32 protein-coding genes and 1 tRNA gene are annotated in these 26,269 nt (G+C 29.9%); 22 read left to right on the forward strand and 11 right to left on the reverse strand.

Annotated features, from left to right (window positions below; translation table 11 throughout):
• Positions 1-287: 287 nt before the first annotated feature.
• Positions 288-364, forward strand: a tRNA-Met gene (locus AC5SLO_RS01890).
• On the opposite strand, the gene AC5SLO_RS01895 is transcribed toward AC5SLO_RS01890, so the two are convergent.
• Genes AC5SLO_RS01895 through rfbB form a run of 3 tightly spaced genes read right to left on the reverse strand, consistent with a single transcriptional unit; the run spans position 359 to position 2,945 of the window.
• Positions 359-1,060, reverse strand: a complete 702-nt coding sequence (locus AC5SLO_RS01895) for a sugar nucleotide-binding protein (protein ID WP_494573519.1) — start codon at positions 1,058-1,060, stop codon at positions 359-361. The genes AC5SLO_RS01890 and AC5SLO_RS01895 overlap by 6 nt on opposite strands.
• Complete coding sequence (locus AC5SLO_RS01900; RefSeq protein ID WP_494573520.1) at positions 1,060-1,926, reverse strand: sugar nucleotidyltransferase; 867 nt, start codon at positions 1,924-1,926, stop codon at positions 1,060-1,062. Before AC5SLO_RS01900 ends, AC5SLO_RS01895 begins: the two co-directional genes overlap by 1 nt.
• A complete protein-coding gene (rfbB, locus tag AC5SLO_RS01905; RefSeq protein ID WP_494573521.1) occupies positions 1,923-2,945 on the reverse strand; it encodes a dTDP-glucose 4,6-dehydratase in 1,023 nt (340 codons plus the stop codon). Before rfbB ends, AC5SLO_RS01900 begins: the two co-directional genes overlap by 4 nt.
• A 52-nt stretch (positions 2,946-2,997) precedes the next feature.
• On the opposite strand from rfbB, the gene AC5SLO_RS01910 reads away from it, so the two are divergent.
• On the forward strand, positions 2,998-3,861 hold the full coding sequence (locus tag AC5SLO_RS01910) for a glycosyltransferase (protein ID WP_494573522.1): 864 nt from the start codon (positions 2,998-3,000) through the stop codon (positions 3,859-3,861).
• Between the two features lie 2 nt (positions 3,862-3,863).
• Here AC5SLO_RS01910 and AC5SLO_RS01915 read toward each other — a convergent pair whose 3' ends face one another.
• Positions 3,864-4,391 carry an adenine phosphoribosyltransferase gene (locus tag AC5SLO_RS01915; RefSeq protein ID WP_494573523.1) on the reverse strand — a complete coding sequence of 176 codons (528 nt, stop codon included), beginning with the start codon at positions 4,389-4,391 and terminating at the stop codon, positions 3,864-3,866.
• A gap of 37 nt (positions 4,392-4,428) precedes the next feature.
• On the opposite strand from AC5SLO_RS01915, the gene AC5SLO_RS01920 reads away from it, so the two are divergent.
• The 5 genes from AC5SLO_RS01920 (at position 4,429) to AC5SLO_RS01940 (ending at position 8,591) form a co-directional block, all read left to right on the forward strand.
• Positions 4,429-4,953 (forward strand): 5'-methylthioadenosine/S-adenosylhomocysteine nucleosidase family protein, encoded by a 525-nt coding sequence (locus AC5SLO_RS01920; protein ID WP_494573524.1) that lies wholly within the window; start codon positions 4,429-4,431, stop codon positions 4,951-4,953.
• A 271-nt stretch (positions 4,954-5,224) separates the two neighbouring features.
• Positions 5,225-6,265, forward strand: a complete 1,041-nt coding sequence (speD, locus tag AC5SLO_RS01925; protein WP_494573525.1) for an adenosylmethionine decarboxylase — start codon at positions 5,225-5,227, stop codon at positions 6,263-6,265.
• Between the two features lie 62 nt (positions 6,266-6,327).
• On the forward strand, positions 6,328-7,179 hold the full coding sequence (locus AC5SLO_RS01930; RefSeq protein WP_494573526.1) for a transporter substrate-binding domain-containing protein: 852 nt from the start codon (positions 6,328-6,330) through the stop codon (positions 7,177-7,179).
• A 45-nt stretch (positions 7,180-7,224) separates the two neighbouring features.
• The gene (locus AC5SLO_RS01935) at positions 7,225-7,917 is read left to right on the forward strand and encodes an ABC transporter permease (RefSeq protein ID WP_494573527.1); all 693 of its coding nucleotides are present in this window, start codon (positions 7,225-7,227) and stop codon (positions 7,915-7,917) included.
• Positions 7,917-8,591, forward strand: coding sequence for an ABC transporter permease (locus AC5SLO_RS01940; RefSeq protein WP_494573528.1), 675 nt, complete (start codon positions 7,917-7,919; stop codon positions 8,589-8,591). The genes AC5SLO_RS01935 and AC5SLO_RS01940 overlap by 1 nt, the downstream gene beginning before the upstream one ends.
• Here AC5SLO_RS01940 and AC5SLO_RS01945 read toward each other — a convergent pair.
• Positions 8,585-8,974, reverse strand: a complete 390-nt coding sequence (locus AC5SLO_RS01945; protein ID WP_494573529.1) for a DUF6165 family protein — start codon at positions 8,972-8,974, stop codon at positions 8,585-8,587. The genes AC5SLO_RS01940 and AC5SLO_RS01945 overlap by 7 nt on opposite strands.
• Before the next feature lie 32 nt (positions 8,975-9,006).
• On the opposite strand from AC5SLO_RS01945, the gene AC5SLO_RS01950 reads away from it, so the two are divergent.
• Positions 9,007-9,939 carry a glycosyltransferase family 9 protein gene (locus AC5SLO_RS01950; protein ID WP_494573530.1) on the forward strand — a complete coding sequence of 311 codons (933 nt, stop codon included), beginning with the start codon at positions 9,007-9,009 and terminating at the stop codon, positions 9,937-9,939.
• On the opposite strand, the gene AC5SLO_RS01955 is transcribed toward AC5SLO_RS01950, so the two are convergent.
• Both AC5SLO_RS01955 and AC5SLO_RS01960 read right to left on the reverse strand, forming a co-directional pair.
• Positions 9,931-11,013, reverse strand: coding sequence for a glycosyltransferase family 4 protein (locus AC5SLO_RS01955; protein WP_494573531.1), 1,083 nt, complete (start codon positions 11,011-11,013; stop codon positions 9,931-9,933). The genes AC5SLO_RS01950 and AC5SLO_RS01955 overlap by 9 nt on opposite strands.
• On the reverse strand, positions 11,013-11,570 hold the full coding sequence (locus tag AC5SLO_RS01960) for a thioredoxin family protein (RefSeq protein ID WP_494573532.1): 558 nt from the start codon (positions 11,568-11,570) through the stop codon (positions 11,013-11,015). The genes AC5SLO_RS01955 and AC5SLO_RS01960 overlap by 1 nt, the downstream gene beginning before the upstream one ends.
• A gap of 18 nt (positions 11,571-11,588) precedes the next feature.
• Between AC5SLO_RS01960 and AC5SLO_RS01965 the strand changes: the two genes are divergently transcribed.
• Positions 11,589-12,101 carry a gamma carbonic anhydrase family protein gene (locus AC5SLO_RS01965; RefSeq protein WP_494573533.1) on the forward strand — a complete coding sequence of 171 codons (513 nt, stop codon included), beginning with the start codon at positions 11,589-11,591 and terminating at the stop codon, positions 12,099-12,101.
• On the opposite strand, the gene AC5SLO_RS01970 is transcribed toward AC5SLO_RS01965, so the two are convergent.
• Together AC5SLO_RS01970 and AC5SLO_RS01975 are read right to left on the reverse strand one after the other, a co-directional pair.
• On the reverse strand, positions 12,098-12,697 hold the full coding sequence (locus AC5SLO_RS01970) for a flavin-binding protein (protein WP_494573534.1): 600 nt from the start codon (positions 12,695-12,697) through the stop codon (positions 12,098-12,100). The two genes, AC5SLO_RS01965 and AC5SLO_RS01970, sit on opposite strands and share 4 nt — an antisense overlap.
• A 6-nt stretch (positions 12,698-12,703) precedes the next feature.
• The gene (locus AC5SLO_RS01975) at positions 12,704-13,570 is read right to left on the reverse strand and encodes an NAD(P)-dependent oxidoreductase (protein WP_494573535.1); all 867 of its coding nucleotides are present in this window, start codon (positions 13,568-13,570) and stop codon (positions 12,704-12,706) included.
• A gap of 14 nt (positions 13,571-13,584) precedes the next feature.
• Between AC5SLO_RS01975 and AC5SLO_RS01980 the strand changes: the two genes are divergently transcribed.
• Together AC5SLO_RS01980 and rpoZ are read left to right on the forward strand one after the other, a co-directional pair.
• Positions 13,585-14,793: an MFS transporter gene (locus AC5SLO_RS01980; protein WP_494573536.1), complete on the forward strand. Its 1,209-nt coding sequence runs from the start codon at positions 13,585-13,587 to the stop codon at positions 14,791-14,793.
• A 43-nt stretch (positions 14,794-14,836) separates the two neighbouring features.
• On the forward strand, positions 14,837-15,364 hold the full coding sequence (gene rpoZ, locus AC5SLO_RS01985) for a DNA-directed RNA polymerase subunit omega (protein ID WP_494573537.1): 528 nt from the start codon (positions 14,837-14,839) through the stop codon (positions 15,362-15,364).
• On the opposite strand, the gene AC5SLO_RS01990 is transcribed toward rpoZ, so the two are convergent.
• Entirely contained in the window at positions 15,361-16,506 is a 1,146-nt protein-coding gene (locus tag AC5SLO_RS01990) for a CaiB/BaiF CoA transferase family protein (protein ID WP_494573774.1), read from the reverse strand. The genes rpoZ and AC5SLO_RS01990 overlap by 4 nt on opposite strands.
• A gap of 85 nt (positions 16,507-16,591) precedes the next feature.
• Between AC5SLO_RS01990 and dctP the strand changes: the two genes are divergently transcribed.
• From dctP to AC5SLO_RS02020, 6 genes are read left to right on the forward strand one after another with little or no spacing between them, the layout of a single operon-like run.
• Positions 16,592-17,602 carry a TRAP transporter substrate-binding protein DctP gene (gene dctP / locus AC5SLO_RS01995; RefSeq protein ID WP_271486687.1) on the forward strand — a complete coding sequence of 337 codons (1,011 nt, stop codon included), beginning with the start codon at positions 16,592-16,594 and terminating at the stop codon, positions 17,600-17,602.
• A gap of 52 nt (positions 17,603-17,654) precedes the next feature.
• Positions 17,655-18,149: a TRAP transporter small permease subunit gene (locus AC5SLO_RS02000; protein ID WP_271766511.1), complete on the forward strand. Its 495-nt coding sequence runs from the start codon at positions 17,655-17,657 to the stop codon at positions 18,147-18,149.
• On the forward strand, positions 18,149-19,480 hold the full coding sequence (locus AC5SLO_RS02005) for a TRAP transporter large permease (RefSeq protein WP_494573538.1): 1,332 nt from the start codon (positions 18,149-18,151) through the stop codon (positions 19,478-19,480). Before AC5SLO_RS02000 ends, AC5SLO_RS02005 begins: the two co-directional genes overlap by 1 nt.
• A complete protein-coding gene (dusA, locus tag AC5SLO_RS02010) occupies positions 19,470-20,474 on the forward strand; it encodes a tRNA dihydrouridine(20/20a) synthase DusA (protein ID WP_494573539.1) in 1,005 nt (334 codons plus the stop codon). The genes AC5SLO_RS02005 and dusA overlap by 11 nt, the downstream gene beginning before the upstream one ends.
• Positions 20,474-21,310: a sulfite exporter TauE/SafE family protein gene (locus tag AC5SLO_RS02015; protein WP_494573540.1), complete on the forward strand. Its 837-nt coding sequence runs from the start codon at positions 20,474-20,476 to the stop codon at positions 21,308-21,310. Before dusA ends, AC5SLO_RS02015 begins: the two co-directional genes overlap by 1 nt.
• A gap of 6 nt (positions 21,311-21,316) precedes the next feature.
• The gene (locus AC5SLO_RS02020; protein WP_494573541.1) at positions 21,317-22,621 is read left to right on the forward strand and encodes a malonyl-CoA decarboxylase domain-containing protein; all 1,305 of its coding nucleotides are present in this window, start codon (positions 21,317-21,319) and stop codon (positions 22,619-22,621) included.
• A 16-nt stretch (positions 22,622-22,637) separates the two neighbouring features.
• On the opposite strand, the gene AC5SLO_RS02025 is transcribed toward AC5SLO_RS02020, so the two are convergent.
• Positions 22,638-22,838, reverse strand: a complete 201-nt coding sequence (locus AC5SLO_RS02025; RefSeq protein WP_168606116.1) for a DUF2061 domain-containing protein — start codon at positions 22,836-22,838, stop codon at positions 22,638-22,640.
• Positions 22,839-22,897: 59 nt separating this feature from the next.
• On the opposite strand from AC5SLO_RS02025, the gene AC5SLO_RS02030 reads away from it, so the two are divergent.
• From AC5SLO_RS02030 to AC5SLO_RS02050, 5 genes are all read left to right on the forward strand, one after another.
• Positions 22,898-23,296, forward strand: coding sequence for an HIT domain-containing protein (locus AC5SLO_RS02030; protein ID WP_494573542.1), 399 nt, complete (start codon positions 22,898-22,900; stop codon positions 23,294-23,296).
• Between the two features lie 141 nt (positions 23,297-23,437).
• Positions 23,438-23,731, forward strand: coding sequence for a hypothetical protein (locus AC5SLO_RS02035; protein ID WP_494573543.1), 294 nt, complete (start codon positions 23,438-23,440; stop codon positions 23,729-23,731).
• On the forward strand, positions 23,728-24,216 hold the full coding sequence (locus AC5SLO_RS02040; protein ID WP_494573544.1) for a hypothetical protein: 489 nt from the start codon (positions 23,728-23,730) through the stop codon (positions 24,214-24,216). The genes AC5SLO_RS02035 and AC5SLO_RS02040 overlap by 4 nt, the downstream gene beginning before the upstream one ends.
• A gap of 49 nt (positions 24,217-24,265) precedes the next feature.
• Positions 24,266-25,666: a Glu/Leu/Phe/Val family dehydrogenase gene (locus AC5SLO_RS02045; protein ID WP_494573545.1), complete on the forward strand. Its 1,401-nt coding sequence runs from the start codon at positions 24,266-24,268 to the stop codon at positions 25,664-25,666.
• A gap of 69 nt (positions 25,667-25,735) precedes the next feature.
• The gene (locus tag AC5SLO_RS02050) at positions 25,736-26,269 is read left to right on the forward strand and encodes a pentapeptide repeat-containing protein (RefSeq protein ID WP_494573546.1); all 534 of its coding nucleotides are present in this window, start codon (positions 25,736-25,738) and stop codon (positions 26,267-26,269) included.

Here is a 26,269-nt window from a genome sequence, read left to right on the forward strand (position 1 = left end):
TACAAACAAGTTAAATGAAATATAGGGACTCCTATATATCAGTAAGGTACCCTACCTTTTCTTGACTCAACTTTTTTGGTTTGGATGTGGTGCCTCTAAAGTTTTCGGTGTCGTAACAACGACGACAACTTACTCTAAACGTTAAGAATAAAGTTAGTTTGACTCATGTCCGCAGGAACCTCGTAAGACGTATTCTTGACTCACATATGACATACTCAGTAGTAAAATCAGGGAAAAACTTGATTGCACTAAAAATAAAATCTATTATAAATCAGCAATAATTAAGTGGCGGGGTAGCTCAGTCGGTTAGAGCGCAGGACTCATAAGCCTGAGGTCAGTGGTTCGATTCCACTTCCCGCTACCATTTCATAATTTTATTTAATTTCCCAACGTTCATTGAAACATTTTTTGGAAATAATTTTTTACCTGATTTTTTTTTAACATCTTTATTGGTTTTTTTGGCAAATGAATAAATAGATTGAATTTTACCACCAACGTTAAGTACTCCAGTTTTATTTAAAATTTTGGGTATAATTTTTACAACATCTTCATGAAACATAAAGTTTGCATTGATATCGTGAAATGCATATTCATGTAAAAAAGGTTTTTCACACATGGTAATTCTTAAGATTAATGAATTTTTATACATAGCAACAGCACACTCTCCACCTAACTTGGACCAGGCATAATTATTAACAGGTAAAACAGGATCTTTTTCTTTATAATTTCCAATTTTTCCCTCATAAACATATCCAGTTGAAAAATATATAAGTTTAATCTTAAGATTAGAGCAAACTTTAACAATATTAGCTGTGCCAATTATATTTAAATCAATACTTTCTGATATTTGCTTGTCATGAATGCTCATAGGCCTCGATAAAGCTGCAGCATGAATTAAATACTTTGGTTTATTTTTTTTTAAGTATTTATTTATAGAGTTGATATCTAGAATATTTAATTCTTTTTTACCAGGGTAGAGGATATCTAATTTGTTATTATCTTTTTTAAGAATTTGAGCAAATCTTCCATCACCACCAGTGATAACTATTTTTTTTAACATCAAATTAAATTATTTAAGTATTTAGAGTAATTACAATTACCATAAAATTTTATTGATTTAATAATTTCTTTTTTGCCTATCCATTTATTATTTAATGCAATTTCTTCAATACAAGCAATTTTAAATCCTTGTCTATTTTCAATTGCCTGTACAAAAGCAATTGTTTTATAATAATCATCAATTGAACCTGTATCTAACCAGGCACCACCTCTTCCTATAAAATCAGCTGAAAGTTTATTATTCTTTTTATATCTTAATAATAGGTCAATAATTTCAACTTCACCTCTTTTAGATGGTCTTAGTTTTTTTGAATACTGTACAACTTTATTATCAAAAAAATATAACCCTGTTATGGCGTTATTAGATATAAATTTTTTTGGCTTTTCTTTTAATTGTATAATTTTGTTGTTTTTATCTACTTTTGCAACACCAAATAACTCGGGTGTTTGAACGCTATGTAATAAAACTTTAGCACCATTTTTAATTTTTGCACAGTCTAGTAATTTTGAAGTTAGGTTCTGACCATAGAAAAAATTATCCCCCAAAATCATCGCAACGTTATCTTTACCTATAAATTTTTCACCCAAAACAAAAGCATCAGGTAATCCTCTGGGTTTGTCTTGTTCTAAATAGGTAATTTTAATTCCTAGATTGTTGCCATTAGGAATTAGTTTTTTATATTGATTTAACTGTCCGTTATTTACAATAATTAAAATGTCTTTAATTTTTGCCAACATTAGTATTGAGAGCGGATAAAAGATAAGAGGTTTATCGTAAATTGGTAAAAGTTGTTTATTAACAGCTTTTGTAAGAGGACTCATTCTTGTTCCCATTCCTCCAGCTAAAATTATCCCTTTTTTAATCATTTTGTACCCAATCTTTTAACAATATCCTTTTTAGATATAGATTTGTAGTAATTATTATTATTATGAAGGTACCACAAAAAGGTTTTCTTCAAACCTTTCTCAAAATTTATTTTTGTCTTCCATCTTAAGGTTCTTAATATTTTTTTACTATCAAGTGCATATCTTATGTCGTGACCAGGTCGATCCTTAACAAATTTAATCTTAACATTTGAACCAATTACATGATTTTGTTTAGCAATTTTTATTAAAGCTTTACAAATCTCAAGATTATTCAAATTTTTATTTGAACCTATATTATAAAATTCACCAATTTTACCTTTTTGAAAAACTTTTATTAATGCCTCACAATGATCTTTTACATATATCCACTCTCTTGAATTTTTTCCATTCCCATAAATAGGCAAACTTTTATTATTTAAAATATTATAAATCAATTTTGGTATAAGTTTTTCAGGGTGTTGCTTAGGCCCATAGTTATTTGAACAATTTGTGACTATAGCAGGAATTCCATAGGTTCTAACATATGAACTTACAAAATGATCTGAAGCTGCTTTGCTAGCGGCATAAGGTGAACTAGGTTTGTAAGGAAAGTTTTCATGAGATCGTCCCTTTAATATATCACCATAAACTTCATCTGTAGAAATGTGGATTAACTTAGTTTTTTTATTTAATTTTGAATATTTTTTAAAGATTTCTAGTAAATTAAAAACACCCACAATGTTACTGTTAATAAAACTTTCAGGACTATCAATAGATCTATCTACATGAGTTTCTGCTGCTAAATTAAAAATACCAATCGGCTTATATTTAAAAATAATTTTATTAAGTTTATTTTTATTATTTAAATCACATTTTATAAATTTGTAATTTTTATCTTTTTGATACTCTTTTGTATTGTAAAAATTTGATGAGTAACTAACCTTATCTAGATTTAAAACTTTATATTTTTTAAGGAGCAATAACTCAATTAGATTACTACCTATAAACCCAAGTCCACCAGTTACTAAAATATTCTGCATGATTTTATTTATAATAAACGTTATAGTAAGTATATAATAATTTACTTCAACAATGACTTTAAGTTTAAATAACCTAACATTTATTATTGTTACATTTAAAAGTGATCATGTAATTCATGAATGTATCGAGTCTTTACCAAAAGAGTCTAGTATAATTATTATTGAAAATTCTAATGATCTAAAACTTAAAGAAAAACTTGAGGCAAAAAATTCAAAAATTAAAGTTATTGTTCAAGAAAACAAGGGTATGGGTGCTGCAAATAATATTGGAATTAAATTATGTAAAACAGATTATGCTTTTGTGATTAATCCTGATGTAAAATTTTATAAAAATACCATCGATGAATTAATTACTTTGTCATTAAATCATAATGATTATGCAATCTTAGCACCAATCTCTGATGATATTCGATATCCAAATTATAAGATTAAAAATAAGAAATCACAAAATAATGACTTGGAGTTTTTAAGTGTCGACTCTGTAGATGGATATACAATGCTGATAAATAAAAATAAATTTCAAGATAATTTTTTTTTTGATGAAAATTTTTTTCTTTATTTAGAAAATGATGACTTGTGTTTAAGGACAAAAAAAGAAAATAATAAAATATATGTATCAAAAAAAGCAAAAATTAATCACCTTGGAGGAAAATCTCATTCACCTATTTATGAAAGAGAAGTTGAATTTTCACGAAACTGGCATTGGATGTGGTCAAAATTTTATTTTAATAAAAAACACTTTGGTTATTCAAGAGCTTTTTTAACAAGCATTCCTACACTGACTACTTCTATAATTAAATTTTTTTATTATTTCGTAACTCTCAATAAATTTAAAAAAAAGATTTATATGATGAGATTTTTAGGACTTGTTAATTCTATGCTTGGCAAAAAATCCTGGTATAGACCACAAATTTAATACTAGTGACCAGGAAAATCAATCAAGTTTTCTATTTTGTATTTTTTTCTAATTAATTTATTAGATCCTCCTAAATCAAAAAGATTTATTGCAAAAATAAATGCTGCAACATTACCTCCTGAAATTTCTATAAGTTTAGCAGCAGCTTCGGCAGTACCACCTGTTGCAATTAAATCATCTATTATCAGAACAGAGTCACCTTTGTTTATCGAGTCTTTGTGAACCTCAATTGTAGCAGTTCCATATTCAAGCTCGAAATCAATTGAATGTACATCAGCTGGTAATTTATTTTTTTTTCTAAGCATTATAAATGGTTTTTTTAAAATATAAGAAACTGCTGATGCAAAAACAAACCCTCTAGATTCAATTGCAGCAATTTTATCAATTTTATATTTTTTTGATCTTTCTATTATCTGATCAATACATTCTCTGAAAGCATTTTCATCTTTAATTAGAGTTGTAATATCTCTAAATAAAATTCCTTTTTTTGGATAATCAGGAATTGATCTAATAAAATCTTTTAAATTCATAATATTGATATATTTATATCTTTGATAAGAAAAATCTATGGACAAATTATTCCTTGCAGCGATAAAAGAAGAAACTGTTGGCTTAGACTATTTTAAGTACATAGGAGTTGGTAAAATTAATGCTACATACAATACTCTTAAGTTAATACAAATTCATAAGCCTAAGATTATTGTTAATTATGGAACTGCTGGTGCAATCAATACTAAACTAAAAGGGATTGTTGAATGCACAAAATTCTATCAAAGAGATATGGATGTTAGAGGTCTTGATTTTAAATTAGGCGAAACACCATTTGATAAAGTTAATGAAATAATTATTTCTGACAGTGGCTATTCTTGTGGTACAGGAGATAATTTCGTTAATCAAAAAATTGAAATGGAAGTTGATGTTGTTGATATGGAAGCTTATGCAATTGCTAAAGTTTGTATGTTGGAAAATATAGAATTTAAATGTTTTAAATATATATCAGATAATGCTGATGAAAATTCTAACAATGATTGGAACGCTAATCTGGCATTAGGTGCCGAAGCTTTTGCAAAAATGATTAACAAAAAATTTTAACTTTAATGATTAAAAAAGTGCTGATATTTATCATTATAGTAGTTGTTAAGATTACAGTTCCGAACCTAAGTGAGTAAAATATTGATAGATCAATCAATGCGTGTGTTGAGAAAAAAAATATATCTACTAATTTTGATAGAGAAGAAGCAATAATTCTTTGTGAGGAGAGGTTAAATTTATAGTAATTGATTAAGTATTGAAAATTGTCCTTACACGTATATAAAACTTTTAAGTTTAATAATAACAAAAAATTATAAGAGGAATAATTTTTATGACTAAAGTAGGTGAGCATATAACTTTAGACATTATTGGTACCACTCGAGAGTATGACCCTTCAGTCTATGAGAATGTAATACGTAAAATTGCAAAAGCTGCCGATGTTACAATTCTAGAGATTTCCAAATATAAATTTAAACCACAGGGTTTCACTATACTTGCTTTATTAGCCGAAAGTCACATTAGCTTTCACACGTTTCCAGAAAAAGGAATTATTAGTTTTGATTTTTTTACGTGTGGAAAAATTAGCCCTTCTATTGCATTTGGTATTGTTAAAAAAGAATTCAAACATAAAAGAATTGTTAAAAAAGAATTTAATAGAGACACAAAATCTTTGTACCATGACATTTATAGTTCGCCTGGCTTACAAAAATCATATGTAGTGAATGAAGTTTTGGAAGATTTTAAATCAAAAGTTGGTCAACACATTGAAATATTAGATTTAGAACAATTTGGTAAGTCACTTTTTATAGATAACGAAATTCAAGTCGCAACCAATGATGAAGTTTTATATAGCTCAACATTTGTTAATGCTGCTTTAAAGTTAAACAAAAATTTAGGCACTGCTGCAATTATTGGTGGTGGTGACGGCGGTGTTGCTAGAGAATGTATCTCTCAAGGTTTTGATTTTATTGATTGGTACGAACTAGATCCAGAAGTGGTTGAAGTTTGCAATAAACATCTTGGAAGCATTAGCAATAAATCTACGGAAAAAAATTCAGTTAAATGCGTTTGGGGTGATGCATTTGAAAGTATAAAATCCGTCGAAGATGATAAATACGATAAAATTTTTGTTGATCTAAATGATGATCAGTTTTGCATAGATCTTGCAGCAAAAAATATGGACACTTTAATTAGAATATTAAAACCAAGTGGAGTGATAACTGCACAAGTTGGTAGCCAAGACAAAAAACCAGAGCAGGTTGAAAAATGGCTAGATGTATTCAATAAGAACTTTGGTAATACAACTTTGGATAGGGTTTATATTCCAAGTTTTGACTGTTCTTGGAACTTTTCTTCCTCAATTAATCACTAAAATTTTCTTTTTAAATTATTAAATTTGTGAAATAAATCCTACATAAATCTATGGAGGAAAAAATGAATATATTTAAAAAAACAATTTTAACTGTTCTTGCTTCTTTATTGTTAATTGGAAATGCTTATTCTGATACAATAAAAATTGGAACAGAAGGTGCTTACCCTCCTTGGAACTCTAAGGATGCATCAGGCAATCTTATTGGTTTTGAGGTTGAATTAGCTCAAGAACTTTGTGCAATTATGGAACGTGAATGTACAATTGTTGAGCAAGATTGGGATGGAATGATTCCAGCCTTATTAATGAGAAAGTTTGATGCGATCATGGCAGGAATGTCAATTACCGCTGAAAGACAAAAAACAATTACTTTTTCACAAGGTTATGCAGATGAAGTTGCAGCCCTTGCGGTAATGAAAGGTTCAAGTTTAGAGAGTATGGATACACCAGAAGGTATTAATTTAACTTTAGGTGGAAGTGCTGTTAAAAAAACTCTTAAGACTTTAACTGCTGCACTTGCTGGAAAAACTGTTTGTACACAAACTGGAACTATTCACCAAAACTTTTTAGAATCTGGTGATGTGGGTAAAGTAAATGTTAGAACTTACAAAACTCAAGATGAAGTAAATTTAGACTTAACTTCTGGTAGATGTGATGTTGCATTAGCAGCAGCAGTTGCATTCACTGATTATGCGGACAAATCAGGAAAACCAGTAGTATTAGTTGGACCTACTTTTTCAGGTGGTGCTTTTGGTAATGGTGTTGGTGTTGGAATTAGACAAGCTGGAGATGATGCAATCGGTACAAGAGATGCAAAACTTCTTAAAGATTTCAACAAAGCAATTAACACTGCTAGAAAACAAGGAATCATCAGCAAATTAGCGATCAAGCATTTTGGCTTTGACGCTTCTATGTAAATAATATTTTGAAAAGGCGACTATTTATTTAGTCGCCCTTTCGATATGGATCTTTTATCATTCGGAAAAACAGGCTGGGGAGACGAGTTGTTTTATGCAACTCTAATGACAATAGCAGTAGCAGTTACTGCAATGTTAATTGGTTTTTTATTTTCATTAATTTTTACACCTCTAAAACTATCAAATAACAAAATTTTAAATTTTATTGGAAACATTTACACAACAGTAATAAGGGGAGTACCAGAATTACTCGTAATTTACCTTTTGTTTTTTGGTGGTAGTGGAGCCATAATGTATGTTGCATCAATATTTGGCTATTATGAATATATAGAAATTAATGCATTTATTACCGGATCAGTTGCAATTGGTATTATTTCAGGGGCATACTCAACAGAGGTTTTTAGAGGTGCCATTCAATCAATTGATAAAGGTCAATTTGAAGCTTGTAAGGTTTTAGGTTTTAAAAAATATATTTATTTTCTAAAAGTAATTTTACCTCAAGTGTTAAGACTAGCCATTCCAAATTTAAGTAATGTTTGGCAAATTACTTTAAAAGACACATCATTAATATCAGTTACTGGTTTAGTAGAAATCATGAGACAATCTTATATTGCGGCAGGTTCAACAAGAGATCCATTATTCTTTTATTCTTTTGCTGCAGTTTTATATTTAATGTTAACCTTTATAAGTATGAAGTTAATCAATCGACTTGAAGTTAAATACAGTAGGGGCTTTTAATGGATTTAGATTTAATGCTTACTAGTTTACCAAAACTACTTAGCGCTGCTTTAGTTACTTTAAAATTGCTATCAATTTCATTAATTATTGGTTTATTTATTGGATTTATATTTGCAGTTTTAAGACTTAATAAAAATCCATTCATTAATAAGTTTGCTTATGGCTATTCTTATTTATTTAGAGGAACTCCTTTATTAGTTCAAATATTTATAATTTATTTTGGCCTTGGACAAATAGAGTGGCTTAGAGAAACTTTTCTCTGGGTTATATTAAAGGAACCCTATTGGTGTGCAATTATTGCATTCGCTTTAAATACGGGCGCTTATACTTCTGAAATATTAAGATCTGCTTTTGAAACAATAAAACCTGGAATAATAGAAGCGGGCAAAAGCCTTGGGATAACAAATAAAATAATTTTATATAAAATTCAAATTCCAGTCGCAATAAGACAATCACTACCTGCTTATGGAAATGAAATTATATTAATGATGAAAGGCACATCACTTGCTAGCACTGTAACCTTAATGGATATTACTGGTGTTGCTAAACACATCGTCTCAACTACTTATAAACCCTTAGAGGTATTTCTTTTAGCAGGTGGAATTTATCTATTTATGACTTTTATCATTCATAACTTGATAAAGTATTTAGAAAAAAAATATAGCTTTCAATAAGACGTATATTCTTTAATCTCTTTTATTTTAGAGCCTGTATGATTATTCATCTCTAGCTTAATTTTTGCACGATCATCATTTAAAAAATGAACATCTCTTGAAAGTTTAATAAACTTATCAGTAAAATCAGAATTTTTTTCACACAATCTTTTGTCATCTTCAATCACCCATAATTTTGCATTAATATCTTTTAAGGACTGAAAAAGAGTATTAAGTTTTTCATCAGATTTAACATTGTTATCTAATTGATCTTTTAAAATACTGTGTTCAGTATTAATAAATTTTAGTTTTTCAGGATCTTTAATTTTTTCTTGTTTAATCTCTAAAATAGAAATTTTGTCTAAAAGTTCACCCACAGATACTTCAACTAGAATTTTATTCATAAAAATTTATACTATGTTAAGTTGTTAGAAATATGTCTAATATTTTAGTTATCAAACATGGTTCTTTAGGAGATATAGCTCAAGCATGTGGGGCAATTCAAGATATTTCTGAAAATCATAAAGATGATCAAATACATATATTAACAACAAAACCTTATTTTGAATTATTTAAAAAAAACTCATTTGTACATAATGTTATTTTAGACAAACGTAAATCAAGATTTAATTTAATTTATCTATATATGTTAATGGGAAACTTGAAAAAGAAGAGTTTTAAAAAGGTTTATGATTTGCAAAACTCATCTAGAACAAAATTTTATAAAAATATTTTATTTCCAAAAGCAAATTTTAATATTTGGTCTAGTTCAGAGACTACTTTGCCAAGCAATATTTCAAAAGAGGAGTTTGATAAAAATCCAGTTTTGAATAGATTTGATCATCAACTTAAAACTTCTGGAATTAAAACTGAACATACTATGAAACCAGACTTTAATTGGGCTGTAACTAATATTAATAATCTTAAACAAAAACTTTATTTAGATAAATATATTGTTTTATTTCCATTTTGTTCAGCTCATCTAACTCATAAAAAATGGCCTCATTACAATGAACTAATAGAGTTAATTAAAAATAAATATAAAGACCAAATTAAAGTAGTAGTAGCCCCTGGTCCCTCTGAAATTGATGATGCAAAAAATATTAATGCTGTTTCAATTTTAGATAATGGTAAAGCTTTAGATATTTCTCAGCTTGCAAGTTTGATTAAAGAAAGTTCATTTGTTATTGCAAATGACACGGGTCCAGCTCATATCTCAGCCCATCTTGGTGCAAAAGGTTTGACCTTATTTGGTAAACACACAACAGCTTTTAAAGTTAGTATTGAAAGAGAAAATTTTAAAGCAATACAAGTGGATGATTTAGAAAAATTAAGTGCAAGTAAAGTGTTAGAAAAAATATTAATTTAATATTTTTTTATATTCTTCAATAATTGAACTCCATTTAAATTTAGTAGAATTTTCTTTGGCAGCTTTTCCATACTCAAGGAATTTATTATTTTCTAACATCAAATTGATTGATGAATAAATTTCATCTAATTTATTACCATCACATATTAAACCTGTTTTTTCATGTTCGATTGCATCTGCCGCACCTCCATCTTTTCCTCCAAGAGAAGGCAATCCATATTGTGCAGCCTCAACATAAGCGATACCAAATCCTTCAATAGATTTTTTATGAACTACTGATGGCATGATAAAAATATCTGATTTAGCAACTAATGCATTTTTTAATTCATTAGAGATATCTTTAAAAAACATCACTTGAGGCTGAAGGCCCAACTCTGCTACTAATTTTTTAATATTTTCTTCCTCGTCTCCATAGCCCACACAAATATAGACAATACCTGGGTAGATTTGTTTTAAATTTCGAAGAGCCATGATTACTTTTTCATGATTTTTTCTTTTATCAAATCTAGAGACTGTAATAAGTCTTGGAGATTTATGTTTTAATAAATTCTCTACTTTATCTAAAGTTTTTTTATCCAATTCCTCAACTGGATCAACACCAGGATTAATAACTATAATTTTATTTTGCTGAACCCCCAATGAAACAGCTAAATTTTTAGTATTTTCAGAATTTGCAACAATCGTTTCAACGTTATTTAAAACTTGTAATACTCTTTTATTAAGAGAGGTACCTTTTTCATGATTAATCTCTTTACCGTGGATTAAACAAACCTTTTTTTTATTTGTTTTAAGATGTTCTAGACTTTTCCAATGATCAGCAATTATACCGTCAACCTTATTTTCTCTAATAAATTCATTAATAAGTTGGGCTTTTCTAAATTTTCTAAGAAGTTTTATTCCACCAACTCGTTCTATTGAAAAAGATACCTCTTCATCAAAAAAATTATGATTTTCATAAAAATCAGCAAAAACTTTTATCATGTGATGTTTTGAAAGTTCATTTGCTAAACCCCACATTAAGTTTTGCATGCCTCCCACCTCTGGAGGAAATGTTTTTGTAACAATTAAATACATTAACTATCCAACCATTTAATACCACAACCTATACTTGGAATTTGTTTTTCTGGACCTTTACCTGTTTCAGCTATTTGCTTCATTGCTACAAATAAATCACTATCACCAGCTCTTACTGGTTTTAAATTTTCTAACTCTCTTATTCTACCTCTATATTGTAATTCTAGGTTATGGTTAAATCCAAAAAAGTCAGGGGTACAAACAGCATCATAACTTTTTGCAACTTTTTGAGTTTCATCAAAAAGATATGGAAAATTAAATTGATGTATCTTTGCAAATTCAATCATATTTTCAAAACTATCTTCAGGGTAATTAATCGTGTCATTAGCAGAAATAGCTACTGATTTTATTCCAAGTTTTTCTAATTTTTTACAGTCATCAACAATGTCTTTAATGACAGCCTTTACATAGGGGCAGTGGTTACAAATAAACATTATTAAGGTCCCAGCATCACCCTTAATATCACTTAAAGAAATAAGCTTATGGTCGGTAGATTTTAGTTTAAATTCTTTAGCGTTTGTTCCAAAATCACATATTGGTGTTTTTAGTGGAGGCATGATAAACATTATATAGTTATGTTTTACGATTTGGAAAATAAAAAAATTAAAAATGTAGGTGAAAATTGGGTAGCTCCCAATGCATCAATTATTGGTGATGTTACTTTAGAAAAAAATACTAGTATTTGGTTTAATGCAACTTTAAGAGGGGATATTGAAAACATTTATGTTGGTGAAGGATCAAATATTCAAGATGGAAGCGTACTTCATACTGATCCAGGTTTTCCTTTAAAAATAGGTAAAGATGTAACTATTGGTCATTTAGTTATGCTTCATGGATGCACCATTGAAGACAATTCTTTAATTGGAATTGGTGCTGTCATTTTAAATGGTGCAAAAATTGGGAAAAATTGCATCATAGGAGCTAATGCATTGATCACAGAAAACAAAGTCATTCCTGACAATTCTCTAGTTGTTGGATCTCCTGGTAAAATTGTAAGACAGGTCTCAAAAGAAGAGACAAAATTAATTACTGAAAACGCTATCCATTACCAGGATAACTGGAAAAAATACTCTAAGTCAGTATTTTAAGGAATTAACCAGGTATCCTTCTTATTCTCTAAATCAAACTTAGCACGACGGTGACCTTTAGCAGCTAGATAAAGCCATTCTATAGATTTAATTTTACATTGAATAACAGTAAAATTTTTATATCCCACTTCACTTTGCTCCATGGTAAATTCAAAATTATCTAGTTCAGGTTTTAGTCCTGAAGTTGGAATTTCAGATAATGTTCCTGGTCCGTTATCAACTAAATAACATTTTCTACTCATATGTCCTGTTTTTAACCAAGATTGTTTTGTAATATCATTTTCATGATTAACAATGCATTCAACTTTAAGTCTAACTTGGATCTTCTCATCCTTGTCATAAAATAACATTGCAGCGTTTTTATTTGATTTTAATTTAGCAATTTTATCTGATCTGATATCACTATGGTATTGAACAAGATTATTTTCTCTATCTGATTTTCTAAGGACCACAATTCTTCCATCAAAATCATCCTGGTCACCACAGATAAACACAGGAATTCTAAATTGAGAACCTCTATCTTTTATTGCATTGTCCAGCATGGACCAGATTTTATTTTTGATTTCCTCAAAATCTTCGTAGTATGCTGGTTGCATTATGGATTATTTGCTAAGTCTTCTGATCAAACTAGAGGTGTCCCAACGGTTTCCACCCATTTTTTGAACTTCAGCATAATATTTATCAACAACTTCAGTTACTGGAAGTAGGGAACCATTATTTTTAGCTTCATCCATTGCGATTTTTAAATCTTTTCTCATCCAATCAACTGCAAAACCAAATTCAAACTGATCATCAATCATTGTTTTATATCTATTTTCCATTTGCCAAGATTGAGCCGCGCCTTTAGATATAACCTCAATTACATCTTCCATGTTTAAACCAGCTTTCATTCCAAAATTTATTGCCTCAGACAAACCTTGAACAAGACCTGCAATACAAATTTGGTTAACCATTTTTGCTAATTGGCCATTACCAGCGCCACCTAATAATTTCATTTTTTTGCTATAACAATCAATGATGTCTTTAGCTTTATCAAAATCAGCTTGATCTCCACCGATCATCACTGTTAGTGCACCATTTTCAGCACCAGCTTGACCCCCTGATACTGGTGCATCTAATGCACCAAAACCATTTTTTTTAGCAAACTCATTTATTTCTCTAGCAATTGTTGCAGAGGCCGTTGTGTTATCAATATAAACGGAACCTTTTTTAATTGTTTTAAAGATACCGTTATCACCAAAAGTAACCTCTCTTAAATCATTATCATTACCAACACAGGTAAATATAAAGTCAGCACCCTCAGCAGCTTTTGCAGGTGTGTCTGCTTTTGTCCCTTTATATTCTGCAACCCATTTATCAGCTTTTGCAGTAGTTCTATTATAAACAGTTACATTATGACCTGCTTTTGATATATAACCTGCCATTGGATAACCCATGACACCTAATCCTATAAATGCAACATTGCTCATAATTTTTATTTCCTATGTTTAAAAGTTTGAATTTTAAAGTAATTCTATTTGGATTTATATTTACATTTTTTTCAAGTTTTGGACAGAGTTTTTTTTTAGGACTATTTAATTCAAGTATAAGGGGCGCACTTTCCATCACCCATGGTCAGTTTGGATCAATTTATGCATCTGCTACTTTGTTAAGTAGTTTTATACTTGTTTGGGTTGGTAAAAAAATAGATGACTTTAATATTTTAAAATTTGCATCTTACGTCATTGCTTTACTAGCGATCTCTTGTTTTTTATTTTCTAAAATTTCATCAGTCGCTTTTTTATTTTTATCAATTTTCTTAATGAGGTTATCAGGTCAAGGACTAATGTCTCACACTGCAACCACAACAATATCAAGATTTTTTGAAAAGACTAGGGGACGCGCACTAAGCACAACTTGGCTTGGTTTATCGTTAGCTGAATTTATTTTACCATTATTAGTTATTTTCTTATTAACTTTTATTGATTGGAGATATATATGGACAGCAATTTCACTACTAGTTATTATTGTTTTACCTATAGTAACTTTTACATTAGTTAAGAATATTAAATTAGACTCTAGAGAAACATCTACTGTTACAGAAATTAAAACTAAAGATATAAAGCAGTGGACTAGAGCTGAAGTTTTAAAAGATTATCGATTTTATATTATTTGTTTAAGTATGTTAGCAATGCCTTGGATTGCAACAGGGACATTTGTTTATCAATCTTTTATTGTATCTTCTAAAAATTGGGGACCCTATGTTATTGCACAATCTTTTATGGTGTACTCAATTCTATCTGTAGTTACTTTATTTTTATCTGGTTTTTTAATTGATAAATTTAGTAGTCGTAAATTAATTATTTACATGAATATCCCATTATTAATTGCAATGGTTGTACTTTTTTACTTTAACTCTCCAATGTCATCATTTGTTTTTTTAGGTTTAGTTGGAATTTCAAACGGATTAGCTAATGTTTTAGGTTCAGCTACATGGGCTGAAATTTATGGTGTAAAATACATTGGTTCAATCAAAGCACTAACGACTGCTTTAATGGTATTTTCAACAGCCTTTGGAACAGCGCTTTTTGGAATACTTATAGATAATGGATTTTCTATAGAGCAAATTGCTCTAGTTTCAGGATCTTATATTTTAATAGCTATATCACTGCTATTTCTCATTAAGAGTAAGCTTAATTCTCAATATTTATAAAATTAACCTTGATTTTTTTTTAAGCACTGTATAGATACTGCGCATGGCTAGAGTAACTGTAGAAGATTGCATAGATAAAGTAGAAAGTCCTTACGAATTAGTATTAGTTGCTAAAGAAAGAGCCGTTCAATTAAATTCAGGATTAGAACCTACTCTAGATAGAGATAATGACAAAAATACAGTTATATCTTTAAGAGAAATTGCAGAAGGCACTATTCAAGTTTCAGATTTAACTGACAGTGCTGTTCATAAACTTAGAAAACATGTTGAGCAAGTTGATGATGGTACGGATGATGATGAAATTATTGGTGATGATTTTGAAAGCATGTACAAAGGTGAAATTTCTATAAGTGGAACTCCTATTTTACCATCAAAAAGAGCTAGAAAAATTCCAGAAAAAATTCAAGTATCATCTGATGATTTAGAAGAATTAACTGCAAAAGCAGAACCAGAAGTTGATGTTGATGCTGAGTTAGAAGCGGGAGACGAGGAGACAGCAGTTTCTTTAGATCAACTAGCTGAAAGTGAAACTACAGAAGATAGCTCAGAAGAAACTGAACCTAACAGTTAATTACTAAATTCCTTTAAGATTTTTTCTCTGTGTTCATCAAGATCTGGAATATCCCCACGTGTTTTTTCATCTTTATAGTTAGACATTTTAATTGGATTACCTGCTAGTTTAAAATCGCCAATAACTTTATGATGAGCTTTAACAATCATATTCCGAGCTTCAATTTGAGGGTTTTCAACAGCTTCTTTGATATTAAAGATAGGACCACATGGTATTTTTTCTTTTTCCATTTTACTAACCCAATCACTTGTATTTTTCGCACCAAGTTTGTCTTCAAGTATTTTTTTTAGATCTTCCATATTTTGAGATCTTAAAGAGTTAGTATTAAATTTTGGATCGTGAGCAATTTCAGAAATATCTAAAACATTACATAGTTTTTCAAATAGTTTTTCATTGCCTGCAGCAATTATGATGTAACTATCTTTTGTTTTAAATGCTTCAAACGGTGCAATCGAAGGGTGACGTGATCCCATAGGTTTTGGTATTTCATTTTTTGCAAGATATCTTGCAATAGCATTTTCTAAAATTGCAATTTGACAATCTAACATTGAAACATCAATAAAAGTTCCCTTACCAGTTTTTTCTCTATCATAAAGAGCTGCATTAATTCCAACGGTTGTAAATAAACCTGCGGTAATGTCACCAATAGAAGTACCAACTCTTGTTGGTTCAGAATTAGGCTGACCGGTAACACTCATTAAACCACCCATCCCTTGAACAACCATATCGTAAGCAGGTAATTCTTTTAATGGACCCGTTTGTCCAAAGCCTGATGCCGATGCATAAATTAGTCTTGGATATTTTTTACAAATATCTTTCCAACCATAACCCCATTTTTCTAAGGTGCCTGGTTTAAAATTCTCAACTAAAATATCTGCCTTAGCTAAAATTTTATCAAATATTTTTTTATCATCTTCATTTTTTAAATTAAGAGCAATACTTTCTTTGCCTCTATTTAGTGACATAAAGTATGCCGAATAATCCTCAATAAACGGACCAAACTTTCTAGAGTCGTCCCCAACCTCAGGAGCTTCAACTTTAATTACACGTGCGCCTAAATCTGAGAGCATCATCGTGCAATAAGGACCAACTAGTACTCTAGTTAGGTCAAGAACAAGTAAGTTTTTTAAAGGACCATCCATATTTTGTACTGTAATTATGTAGTCTTGACTCTTATCAATATCTCTAATTAAATACATTACTTAATTAATAATAGAGGAGAGAGCAATGTTAAAAAAAGTATCTTTATATTTTACAGCATTAGTTTTGGCTTTATCAACTGTTGGATCTGCTTATGCGGTAACGTTAAAAGCAAGTCACCAATGGCCTGGTACACCTAGAGCTGATGGATCTTTTGACCCGCGTCATGAGATGGTTCAAATTATTGCTGATGAGGTTAAAAAAGCTAATGTTGATATTGATATTAGAATTTATCCAGCAAAATCTTTATATAAACCTAGAGAGCAATGGAAACCTATGACTACAGGTCAACTAGATATTTCAGCTTTTCCATTAGGATATGCTTCGAAATTTCATCCTGAATTCAGTGCAACATTAATGCCTGGAACAGTTAAAAATCATGATCACGCATTGAGATTTAATAAATCTCCAATGATGAAAGAGATAAAAAAGATTATTAACGATGCAGGTGTAGTTGTTTTATCTGATGCTTGGTTAGGCGGTGGTTTTGCTTCAAAAACAAAATGCATAAGAAACCCTAGTGATGTTAAAGGTCAAGTTATGAGAGCAGCTGGAAAAGCATTTAACCAAATGCTTGAAGGTGCAGGAGCAGGTATACAAAGTATGCCATCTTCAGAAATCTATACTGGTCTACAAACAGGTGTATTAACTGGTGCTAATACTAGTTCAGGAAGTTTTGTTAGTTACAAAATTTACGAACAAGTTAAATGTGCAACACCTCCAGGAAAATTTGGTTTATGGTTTATGTATGAACCAATCCTTATGTCTAAGAAATCTTTTGAAGCTTTAAGTAAAAAGCAACAAAAAGCTCTTATGAAAGCTGGAAAAGTAGCTGAGGAATATATGACAGCACAAGTAGCAAATTTAGATAAAAAATTTGAGGATGCTTACAAAGCAGCTGGTGTTGAATTAGTATATATGTCTGAAGCAGATCATGCTGCATGGATAGAAATAGCTAAGAAAACTTCTCATAAATCATTTGCTGAGGAAGTACCAGGTGGTGCTAAACTTATGGAAATGGCTTTAGCAGTTAAATAAAATAATATATAAAGAACCCCTATTTATGAAAATAACTAGGGGTTCTTTTTTTATGAAAAAAAAATATCTTAATTTTTGTCATTATGCTTCTCAAGCCTGTGGTGCTTTCGCAGTAGGAGCTTTAATTTTATCTATTTTAGTCATTGTTGAACTTGTTTTTGAAAGATATTTTTTTCAACGTGCTATTACTTGGCAAACTGAATTAGTTACCATGTTACTTGTTGCATCTACTTTTATTGGTAGTGCTTATGTTTTAAGTGAAAAAGCGCACGTAAGCATGGAATGGATTTACGATTTTTTATCAAACAGAAATATTATTAAATTGAAGATTTTTACTTCATTTATAAGTTTAGGTTTTTTTTTAATACTGTTTTACTTTGGTTTTTTGATGGTAGAGGAAGCTTTTGTTAAAAATTATACTACAGGAACAGTTTGGGATCCTCCTTTGTGGATACCTTATTCTTCAATGTTAATAGGCTCAATATTAATGATACTTCAATATATTGCTGAGATAATTAAACTGTTTGATGAAGGAGATTTAAGATAATGGATCCTTTAATGATTGCACTAATAGTTGCTATCTTTACTTTAATAGTTTTGTTCTCAGGAATTCCAATTGCTTTTGGTTTAAGTTTTGTCTCAATTGCTTTATTAATCGCTTTTGAAGGATTTCAAATGCTAGATGTTTTTGCAGAAACATTTTATGCAGGCTTAAATTCATTTGTTTTACTATCAATCCCAATGTTTATTCTTATGGGAATGGCTGTAGCCAACTCTCCCGCTGGAAAAGATCTTTATACTGGTCTTGATAGATGGTTATGGAGAGTTCCTGGTGGCTTAGTAATCTCTAATATTGGAGCGTGTTCAATTTTTGCAGCATTAAGTGGGTCAAGTCCTGCAACGTGTGCTGCTATTGGAACTATGGGAATTCCTGAAATGAGAAAAAGAGGATATTCAGACCAAATAGCTACCGGTACAATTGCAGCTGGAGGAACGCTTGGGGTTTTAATTCCACCAAGTATAGTTTTAATTGTTTATGGAATGGCAACAGGTACTTCTATTGGAAGATTATTTTTAGCAGGTATTATTCCTGGTTTTATGTTGGCCAGTCTTTTTGCTGTTTGGGCACTAATACACAGTTACTTCATTGATAAAAATGCAGCTAAATTATTAAGAAACAGAAAACCACCAACGTTGAGAGAAAAATTTGAAGTTCTTCCTAGAATTTTTCCGTTCTTAGCTATTATTGTTGGAGTTTTATACGTTCTCTATGGAGGTGTAGCTACACCATCTGAAGCATCTGGTGTTGGAGCATTCTTAGTTTTTGTAATGATTGCAGTTGTTTACAAAATTTATCAGCCTAAAAAAATATGGAATATTGTTAAAGTTTCAATGAAAGAGAGTGTTATGATAATGTTTATTATTGCAGCCTCTTATCTATTTGCATTCACATTATCTCAACTTTACGTAACCCAATCGCTTGCTCAAAGTATGATTGAGTTAAGTAGCAATAAATGGATGATCTTTTTAATTGTTAATGTGTTTTTACTTGTTGCTGGATTCTTTTTACCACCAGTTGCAGTCATTGTAATGACTTCAGCTATATTGTTACCAGTGATAACTACATTGGGTTTTGATCCGTATTGGTTTGCAATAGTGTTTACAATAAATATGGAAATAGGCTTAATAACACCACCTGTTGGATTAAATCTTTATATAATTAAAGGAATAACACCTGATGTAAGTCTATCTACAATCTTAAGGGGATCATTTCCATTTATGATGATGATGGTTTTATCTATAGTAATATTATGCATCTTCCCTGAGATAGTAACGTGGTTGCCTGATAAACTAATGGGTAAACCTCTTGGATATTAAAAAAAAAATTAATAGAAAAATTTCAGTAGCACCCATGATGGATTGTACGGATCGTCATGATCGTTACTTTCTAAGATTGATGAGCAAAAATGTTATGCTGTATTCAGAAATGGTTGCAACAAAATCTGCAATTCATGGAGATCGAAAAAAAATTCTATCTTATAGTTCAGAAGAAAAACCTTTAGCATTACAAGTGGGTGGATCTGATAAAGCGGAATTAGCTGAAGTTGCCAAAATTGCAGAAGACATGGGTTATGATGAAATTAATATTAATTTAGGTTGTCCTAGCAAAAAGGTTCAAAAAAATATGTTTGGTGCTTGTTTGATGAGAGAGCCAGATCTTGTTGCTGAATGTATCGACTCAATGGTTAATGCTTGCAATATTCCAGTTACTGCAAAAACTAGAATAGGATTTGATGACACTGAAGAATTTAATTATTTAAATAATTTTATACTAAAGATGAAAAGTGCTGGATGTAGAACTTTTATATTGCATGCTCGAAAGGCTATTTTAACTGGAATGTCACCAAAGCAAAATTTAAATATTCCAAAACTGAACTATGAAATGGTTTATAGAGTTAAAGAAGAAAATCCAGATTTAGAAATTATTATTAATGGAGGGATTTCAAAGATTGATGAAATTAAAAACCATTTAACTTTATGTGACGGAGTGATGATTGGTAGGTCTATCTATCAAAATCCTTATTCTTTAGTTGAGATTGAAAACAAAATTTTTGGAACAAAAGAACAGCCAACAAGAGAGGAAATAGCTGCAAAACTACTAGAATACCTTGAGAAAGAAGTTAAGCTTGGCACAAAAGTAAATCATATTATGAGACACACAGTTGGATTATATCACGGTCAAATAGGCTCAAAAGAATGGAAGAGATATTTAAGTGATAATATGATGGCAAGAGATTCTGATTTTCAAAAATCAAAACATATAATGACCATTGTGCAAAATAACGAAAAAGCTAATCAAGCTAACTCATAATGGAAAACCTAAACTATGGTGAGATAATTAACCTACTGTCGGTCCTTGCAATATCTGCAGCTGTTGCAGGATTTATGGCTGGATTACTAGGTGTTGGTGGTGGAATTATAATGGTTCCAGCTTTGTATTATGCTTTTACAGTATTAGATTTTGAATTAGTAACCAGAATGCATTTAGCTGTTGGAACTTCTTTAGCGATTATTATTCCAACTTCAATAATTTCAACCAAAACTCATATGGAATATGATGCAGTAGATTTCAAGATGGTAAAATCTTTTGGTATATTTATTTTAATAGGTGTTATTGCTGGAACTTTTTTAGCAGTTAATTTAAAGACACCAACTTTAGTATTATTCTTTTCAATATTTGCTTTTATGGTGGGTTTATTTTTTATTTTTCTTAGAGAAAAACTTGTTGAAAATCCCAAAACAATTTCTGACATTGTCAAAAATATCTCAGGGATTGTGATTGGTTTTATTTCAGTTCCTCTAGGTATTGGTGGTGGATCTTTAATGGTACCATTTATGAGAACTTTTGGTTATGACATAAGAAAATCTATTGGTACAGCTGCAGCAGTTGGCTTTTTGATTTCACTTAGTGGAACGATCACAATGATTATGGGTGGAAAGATAATTGATAATATCAACACACCTTTTAGTGTAGGTTATATAAATTTATTAGGGTTTGCAGTATTTGTTCCAGTTACAATGATTATGGCTAGGTTGGGAGCAAAAGCTGTTTATAAAATAGATAAAAAATTATTAAGTAAAATTTTTGGTACTTTTTTACTTATAGTATCCATAAGATCTTTCGTTGAATATCTAAATATTATATAATTAATTATGTTTAATTTTAAAGAGATAATTTCATCTATTGCTGATGCAGGTCAAAAACTTTTTAGTATAAAAAAGATTAAAAAAAATGACTTAGAATCTATTTTTTTTTTATGTGATGATTTAATTTCACACAAAGGTGCAGCATTTGGAATAACTGTAGCTAGAGATATTACTGAACTATATCAATCACTATCTCCAGAAAATAAATTATTATTTTTTAAAAAAATTAATGAGAAATATAAGCCTAGCTTTACAAAAGTTAACGAAGCAATTGAAAAATATACCAAATCTCAAAACGAAAATACTTTGTCAAATTTATTTAAAGTTTCTGAAGGTAAGAGAAGAGAACTTTTTAGAAGAATGAATATGGCGCCAAATGGAACAGCGATTATAGTTGCATTAAGAGAAGATTTAATAAGAATATTAAAAGACAACAAAGAACTTTCAGAATTAGATAATGATCTTAGACATTTATTTAGAGCTTGGTTTAATCCAGGATTTCTTAAACTTTCTAAAATCACATGGGATACAAAGGCTGCAGTTTTAGAAAAAATAATTAAATATGAAAGAGTTCATCATATAAAAGATATGAATGAACTTAAAAGAAGATTAGGAGAAGATAGAAGGTTTTTTTCTTACTTTCATCCAGCTCTTGAAGATGAACCTATTATTTTTGTTCAAGTAGCCCTTACAAAAGGTCTTGGTAGATCTATTCAAGAATTAATGAAGCCGACTGATAATGAAGGAAAATCTTATGATACTGCTACTTTCTATTCAATTAGTAACTGTCAAGAAGGCCTATCTAGAGTAACTTTGGGTAATTTTTTAATAAAGAGAGTAGTTTATGAAATACAAGAAGAGCTTCCTCATATTAAAAACTTTGGCACCTTATCACCTATACCAGGGTTTGCTGATTGGTTTAGTTATTTAGAAGAAACTAAGATTAAAAATATTTTAGGCGATCTAAAAGATCAAGATGTTATCTTTTTAAAATCTCAAGACTTAAAACTAGGTGATGGTAGAATTGTAAAAAATAAAGAAGCAATAACGAAATTAGTTGCACATTATATTGTTAATGAAAAAAACCAAAAAGGGTTACCTGTTAATGATGTGAGTAGATTTCATTTAGGTAATGGAGCTATTGTAGAAGATATTGTAATTAATGCTAATATTTCAGAAACTGGCTTTAAAAGATCTTATGGTGTGATGGTCAATTATCTTTATGAATTAAAAAATATTGAAAAAAATCATGAAGATTACATGAATAGCAATAAAGTAATTGTCTCTGATAAAATAAAAAAATATTTATAAATATAATCTTTGAATTTTAATTAAGACCCCATTTAACTTTATTCCAAATTCTTTCATGAAAATAATAAAAAAAAAGAGGAATTATAGAACCTAGTCCCAATATTCCAGCTCCTTTAAAACTACCAGTAAAAATATATCCAAATATTACCCAGTAGATAAAAATAAAAAGTCTCCATGAAAATGTTTTAGCAACGGATCGTATTTTTTTGTCAGCCATAATTAATTTAGCCTATAATAATTTTTGCTTATAGAACACATTTATATTAATGTTTAACAATGGCAAATAAAGTAAGTAAAAGTTTTCTAAAAGATTCTCATTTAATAACTGAATTAAAACTGTGTAGCATTCGTTTAATTGATAACGCTAAATTTCCTTGGATCATTTTAATTCCTAAGCGAAAAAATATTACTGATATTTCTGAACTTAACTCAAAAGACCAAATGCTATTAATGAAGGAAATTGTTCATTGCAGCAAGTTAATGAAAAAAATATTTAAAACAAAAAAACTTAATGTTGAAAAAATTGGTAATATTGTTCCTCAGTTACACGTTCATATAATTGCAAGATCTACTAAAGATAGTACTTGGCCGTTATCGGTTTGGGTGGTTAAAGGAAAACCTTATACAAAAAATTTATTAGCTAAAACTATTTCTAAAATTAAAAAGTATTTTTAATAGAGGGTGAGGACAGAGGTAGTTTTAGTCTCCCGCCACTACCTCTTAACAATTATGTATCTGATTCGTCTCTAATTTGTTAACACGTTTTAATTGAAACTAGACTTTATCAACTGCTTGCTTTACTAATTGGTAAATAAGATGAGCAAAGAGATAAAAGCAGATGATGTTATTTTCAATTTCTTTAAACAAATTTGTGATGAGAAAGATGATGTTAAATGTGTAGAGCTTGGCAATAGTTGGATTAATGCAATGAAGACCAATCTTACTAACATGGAAAAAAATCTGGATGAAGTGGATAAAGCTAAACATCAAGAAAATATAGATAGCAACATGAGCCACCTTAATAACCTTAAGGATAAATCTGCTGTGGAATGGCGTGAATACGCAACTCAGTGTATGATTGAGATCTTAGATCATAAAACTAAATCGTGAATTTCTTTAAGAAACTATTCTCAAGTAGCAATCTAGAATTACAAATCAATGATGGAGGCAGAGCGGCTGCCGGATATAAAGGAAAAGCAGGAGACTGTGTAGTTAGATCTATTGCAATTGTAACAGGTCTTCCTTATCAAAAAATTTATGATGATCTTTATAAAGCTAATGAAGAATTTAGAACTACATCTAGAACAAGACTTGCTAGAAGTTTAAAACAAAAAAATGATAGCCCAAGATCAGGCACTCATAGAGTTGTGGTTAAGAAATATCTTGAAAAACTTGGGTGGCAGTGGACGCCAACAATGTTTATTGGTCAAGGCTGTAAAGTGCATTTAAAAAAAGATGAACTACCAAGGGGGACTTTAATTGTATCTTGTTCAAAACACATAACGGTTGTTAAAGATGGTGTTTTACATGATACTTATGATTGCTCTAGACGAGGCACACGTTGTGTTTATGGATATTGGACTAAGCCTAATTAGTCTTAGATAAAAGTAGTTAATAAATTTTATTAATATATAAGTTTTAAAAATGAGTTTTAAAGATAACGTCAACTTACATGTAGATAAATCAGCTAAATTACTAAACTTTAGTGATGATTTACTTGAGCATTTAAAATCTATTCATTCATTAATTAAAGTAAATGTGGGTGTTGTCTTAGATGGAAAAATTAATAATTTTACTGGATGGAGAGCGGTTCATTCAGAGCATATTCTTCCAACTAAAGGTGGACTAAGATATTCTGAAACTGTTGATCAAGATGATACAGAAGCTTTAGCATCTTTAATGACTTACAAATGTGCAATAGTTAATATTCCTTTTGGTGGTGCAAAAGGGGGTTTGAAAATTAATCCTAAGAACTACACAATGCCTCAACTTAGAGAAATTACTAAAGCATTTGCAAGCAAACTAATTAATAAAGGTTTTATTTCTCCAGCATTAAATGTTCCAGCCCCAGATGTTGGAACGTCTGAAAGAGAAATGGAATGGATTTTAGAGACCTACAAAACACTTAAACCTGATGATATAAATTATAGAGGCTGTGTAACAGGCAAACCAATACACAGAGGTGGTATTGCTGGCAGAACAGAAGCGACCGGTAGAGGTATTGAAGAAGTAGTTAGAGAAATATTTAGGCATGAAGATGTTGTTAAAGAAGCAGGATTGAAAAATGAATTAAAGGATAATGAAATTATAGTTCAAGGGTTTGGTAATGTTGGAAGTAATTTAGCCAAACATTTATACAATAGAGATAATGCAAAGATTATAGCCATAGGTGAATTTGATGGTTATTTATATAATAAAAAAGGCATTGATATAAATACACTAATTGAATTTTATAAGACAAATAAAACTATCAATAATCCTAAACTTGGAGAATTTAAAAATAATCCAAGCGAACTTTTAGAATTAGATTGTGATATTTTAATTCCAGCTGCATTAGAAAATGCAATCACTATTGATAATGTAGATAAAATTAAAACAAAATTAATAATTGAAGCTGCAAATGGACCCATTTCATTTGAGGCTGATCAAAAATTATTTGAAAAAGGAGTTATGATTATCCCTGATATTTATGTCAATGCAGGTGGTGTTGTAGTTTCTTATTTTGAGTGGGTAAAAGATATTTCTCATATACGTTTTGGTAGAGTTGAAAAAAGATTTCAAGAACAAAAAATATTAGACATTATTGATCTAATAGATAAAAAAACTAATACTAAAACAGATTTTGACACCATTAAAAAAATTATTCATGGTGCTGATGAAGAGGACTTAGCTTTTTCAGGACTAGAAGACAGTATGAGAAATGCATTTATTGAAATTTATAATGCTAAAAAACAAATTAAAAAATCATTTAGAGATAGCGCTTATTATGTATCTCTAAAGAAGATAAGAAACTTCTATACAGTAGAAGGCTTCCCAAAACGATAATAGCAGCTTAATTTTATCTATAATTAAATTAATAGAAGACTCTCAATCTATGATTTGTTAGCATTTAATATGAGAAAGATATTGCGGACTAGCTTTATTAAGCTTTTTACCATTTTAGTCTTAAGCTTATTGTTAACTAACGGTGCAAAAGCAGGTTGTGATGATGCTCCAACTGATGGAGTGGATTATTCTAATTGTCAATTCTCAGAAGGCCAAGATTTAAGTAGAGCCTATATACCAAATTCTAATCTTTCTTTTATCAGCTTTATTAAAGTTACCTTTGATAAAGGGGTAATGATGAATGCAATATTATCTAATGGTAATTTTGTAGAATCTTCTTTTATTAGAACTAATTTATATGAAGCAAATCTTGAAGGGGGTATTTTTGAAAAAGCTAACTTTTCAAGTGCGAACTTAACAAGAGTAAACTTTAAAGGTTCTTCATTAATTGAGACCAATTTTACTAACAGCAATCTTTTTGAAGCCGATTTAACGGGTGCTAATATTTTAAATGCTACCTTTGAAGGTGCCAATCTAAACAATGCAACTTGGATTGATGGAACTAAATGTTTACTAGGTTCTATCGGTAAATGTAATAAATAA

This window comes from Candidatus Pelagibacter sp. PS_44 (assembly GCF_059417735.1).